The organism is Vibrio sp. 1F253, from assembly GCF_041439295.1.
Taxonomy (GTDB): domain Bacteria; phylum Pseudomonadota; class Gammaproteobacteria; order Enterobacterales; family Vibrionaceae; genus Vibrio; species Vibrio tasmaniensis_A.
On sequence record NZ_JBGONU010000110.1, the window covers coordinates 1 to 3416 of the forward strand.

Annotated in this window: 2 protein-coding genes; one reads left to right on the plus strand and one right to left on the minus strand. The window is 39.1% G+C overall.

Features of this window, described 5'->3' with window-relative positions; translation table 11 throughout:
• Positions 1-334 precede the first annotated feature (334 nt).
• Positions 335-697: a hypothetical protein gene (locus tag ACED28_RS22900; RefSeq protein ID WP_371710825.1), complete on the plus strand. Its 363-nt coding sequence runs from the start codon at positions 335-337 to the stop codon at positions 695-697.
• Positions 698-1292: 595 nt separating this feature from the next.
• Here ACED28_RS22900 and ACED28_RS22905 read toward each other — a convergent pair.
• Positions 1293-2894: a hypothetical protein gene (locus ACED28_RS22905; protein WP_371710826.1), complete on the minus strand. Its 1602-nt coding sequence runs from the start codon at positions 2892-2894 to the stop codon at positions 1293-1295.
• Positions 2895-3416 lie beyond the last annotated feature (522 nt).

Genomic DNA, 3416 nt, shown 5'->3' on the forward strand with positions numbered 1-3416 from the left:
GGTTCACTCGTTAAGCGGTGAACAGCGCTTCATACGACTTCACGTCGCACGCCCCTTTTTGTGTTAATGAAAGTAAACCTCATCTGCAACACTTCGAAATTATTCGTTAGTTTTTCTAATGGAAACTCTGATGCGGGTAGGAGTAGTAATATGTCTTACCTCGTTTTCCCGAAATGGAGTTGAGTTCGCTTTAGTCAACATTTACACAAACAGATTTTTATGTAGTTTGTTTATCAGCTAGTTATATGGATAATCACGAAAACTTAGCTCTCTAGTTCGAAAATCTTTGAAGCATATTATTTGAGGGCCAGATACGGAAAAGGGTTAAATAAATATGGAAATCACTATCGCATCTCTTGCTCTTCTGGTGTCTGCCATCACGTTTTTTTTGCAGAGACAGCACAATCGCAAATCTCTTGAGCCGATACTAAACACCTTTTTACATCACGGAGAAGACAATAACAAAGGTGAACTAATTCTATATTTGGATAATCATGGCCTTGGCCCTTGCTTCATTACTAATACGAGGCTTTATCTTGGTGGGAATAGTTACGAGATTGTTGAGCTTAACGATTATGAAAATGCATTTTTCAAAGAGGTTTTTTTCTGTCAGGTTAAAAGCAAAGCTACTGTAAGGGTCATTAGGCCATTGGAGCGTATTGAATTAATCAGATTGGAAGTCGAAAATGTACAGTAAGCGGTTAGACAACTAGAAATCTTGGAGGCAGATTTTCGTGTCGATGGGTTAAGCCATTACCAACAACATACATGGTGTGATAAAGACGGTGCGCAAAGCGACGGAGATTACCCTGCTAAGATGAGGGGGCAAGCCTTTGCTAGAAAGTTCGTGACTCAATCACAAGAAGTCTACAAGTTTGCAATAGGATTCTTCTCAATTATTTTTAATGAGTTCCAACGAGCAATATCTAAACGAGACTAGTTGAATTTGAGCCACTGAGTTTATGGTGTAAGTTAAATTCCTCATCCCAGAGTTTAACTTGCTCAAGAGCAAATACTTACGCGGTCATTCTGTGTGTCAGGACAATCGATTCTGACACTCTTATGCCCTAAACCTTCTTACGACGGGTTGACCGTATACTTCTACTTAGCGTCATTTGACTGACTTTTCCTCATGCCAGTAGAATGTCTAGCTTTTTCAGGCCTTGCCTATACCTCAATATTAGACTTAACGAAGGTGAACTATCTGGCTCTAGTTCATCAAGAATTTAAAATGATAGAGAAATTAAAGACCTAGCGGTAACCCCTAGGTCTCAACGGACAATAAACAGTGTTTAGATTGATTTGGAGATCAAGTCAGCTTTCAGTAGCCCACCTTTAGTCAATAATTTAGGTGAAAAATTGGGGTTTCTACGCTGTTTAAATGCGGCTAGAATTTTCTGTAATCCCTCAGCTTCTAGTAAAGAAATGTTTATCTCTGTATCCATATCAGCTGCATCAACAAAGTCATCAGAAAATGCAGGTGCAACAATAAGTACTTGAGCGACCCGATGCCCGTTGGCTTCACAGCGCTTAACATATGCTTTAACTTGTCTAGACGTTGAAGAGTATTTGGAAAATTGTCCATTCTTAAATGACTTTGCTTCACCAACGATAACATCATCATTTTCTAACGAAATGATGATGTCAGCCTTGTCTTTAGCTGTGTTGATATCTTTTCTCAAATCCTCATCAACAGTCATGCCTAGTTGCTCTAGAATCGAACGAGTCGCCTCCTCAAATTTCACACCGATATCTGCTTCTTTGATATCAATACCTGCTGATTGAAGTCCTTGAAGGTCACGACAGGCCAAAAGATGATAGTTTTCGATGAGTCGATCATTGGCACTGGCAAAGCTCTCGATAATTTGGCTTCTAGGGTTGCCACGTCGAGGCAAATTCATATCATTGCGGATAGTCTTAATTTCATCATTACTATAGAGATAAAGGATATCCAATGGTGTGATACTTAGTGCTTTGAGGCGTTCAGGGTCGAGCGTCTCTTTGTTCTCAATTTCGAAGTCTGCTCGAATCCTATCTTCAACATTTAATTCGTTTTGAGACAGTGCTTCGAGTAGTTCTTTATAGCCACTTACACTAAGTACGTTAAACTCTTCTTCTTCTGACGACCTTAGGTGTTCAATTAAAACATCAATGCGGTCTTGTAGCCTTGTCCCTATTCTTGAAATATCGAGGTCCATATCTTCAATGAGTTGCTTGATTCGTTCTTTTCTCTGATTTTGAGTGGCATCTTCAGCGTGAAGATCTGTCATTAAAATACTTCTGATTGATAAGCCAGAGTGCGAAATTGTGGTTATTTTGTCTTGTCTTTCAATGCCACGAATTTTGTAGCCGTGGTTTTTGAGTATATTGGAAAGATCAGCATCAGAAAGTGACCTTAGAATGCGAAGGACATATTTATCATGCAGCTCTTTGCCAAGAACGTCATGAAGAGATTCGATAACTTCATCGGCAATCATAATTTCAGAGCGACGGCGGTTGATAAGGATGACACCGTTTTCTCGAAGGTACTCTAATGCACTTTCAATACCTAGTTCTGGAATTGGGTCGACAGAGTGTTCAATCGCATGAATTTCCTCTCTTGAAAGCGCTAGACGTTCAGCTAAGACATTTAAGATGCTTCGTTCATCTTCAGATATCTTTGCGGTGCGATTAGACCTTAAATCGTTGTTAAATGCTGTTTTCATGCACTCACGGTATATATCTAGGCGATTCAATCGCTCAAAGTCGCTTGAGTCATTTTCTTCAATCTCTTTGATGAGGCTTTGGCTTAGCTCATCAATTTCGGTATATTCTTTGGCATAAAGATTTTCAATCCAAGGAATGGTAGCAATGCAATTCCCATCTCTGACTAGGATATTGATAAGTAAAGACACTTGAGGTCCGCCGATAGCGATTTGTTCTTTTAGGTGCTTTTGGAAAAGAGTCTGAATTAGACTAAATAATTGCGTGATTTCATTGCCTGATGCTGCTTTAAGTTGGCCATCGATTTTCTCGAGTTGTTTGGTTAAATCAGAATCTCCTTTGCTGTCTTGGCATAGCTTATCGATGCAATTTACAAACTTTGATCGCTCGACTTGATTTGTGTGGTTAAGAACCAAATTTAACTTCATGAGAATGTCCTACTGAAATACGTAAAGTAATCGGTGAATGATAACTCCGCGTTTTTATTAGGTATATTAATCAATATCAATCTGTTAACTATGTCACTGGTTTGATATAAGAAACAGGTAAATCTCCAAAGCAACTTACACAATCAATACTGAACTGTAAGAAAAGCGCTATTAAGCTGTCCAGATATGTGCCAATACGATCAACGTGAACATGACAGCTAGAACGTTTGTGCCCCATTATAAGGTAGACCTTTTACTCATTCACACCTTGTTAATGTGTGTTTC

Coding starts and splice junctions, on each gene's coding strand:
- ACED28_RS22900 (WP_371710825.1), top strand. CDS start 335: ATGGAAATCACTATCGCATCTCTTGCTCTTCTGGTGTCTGCCATCACG.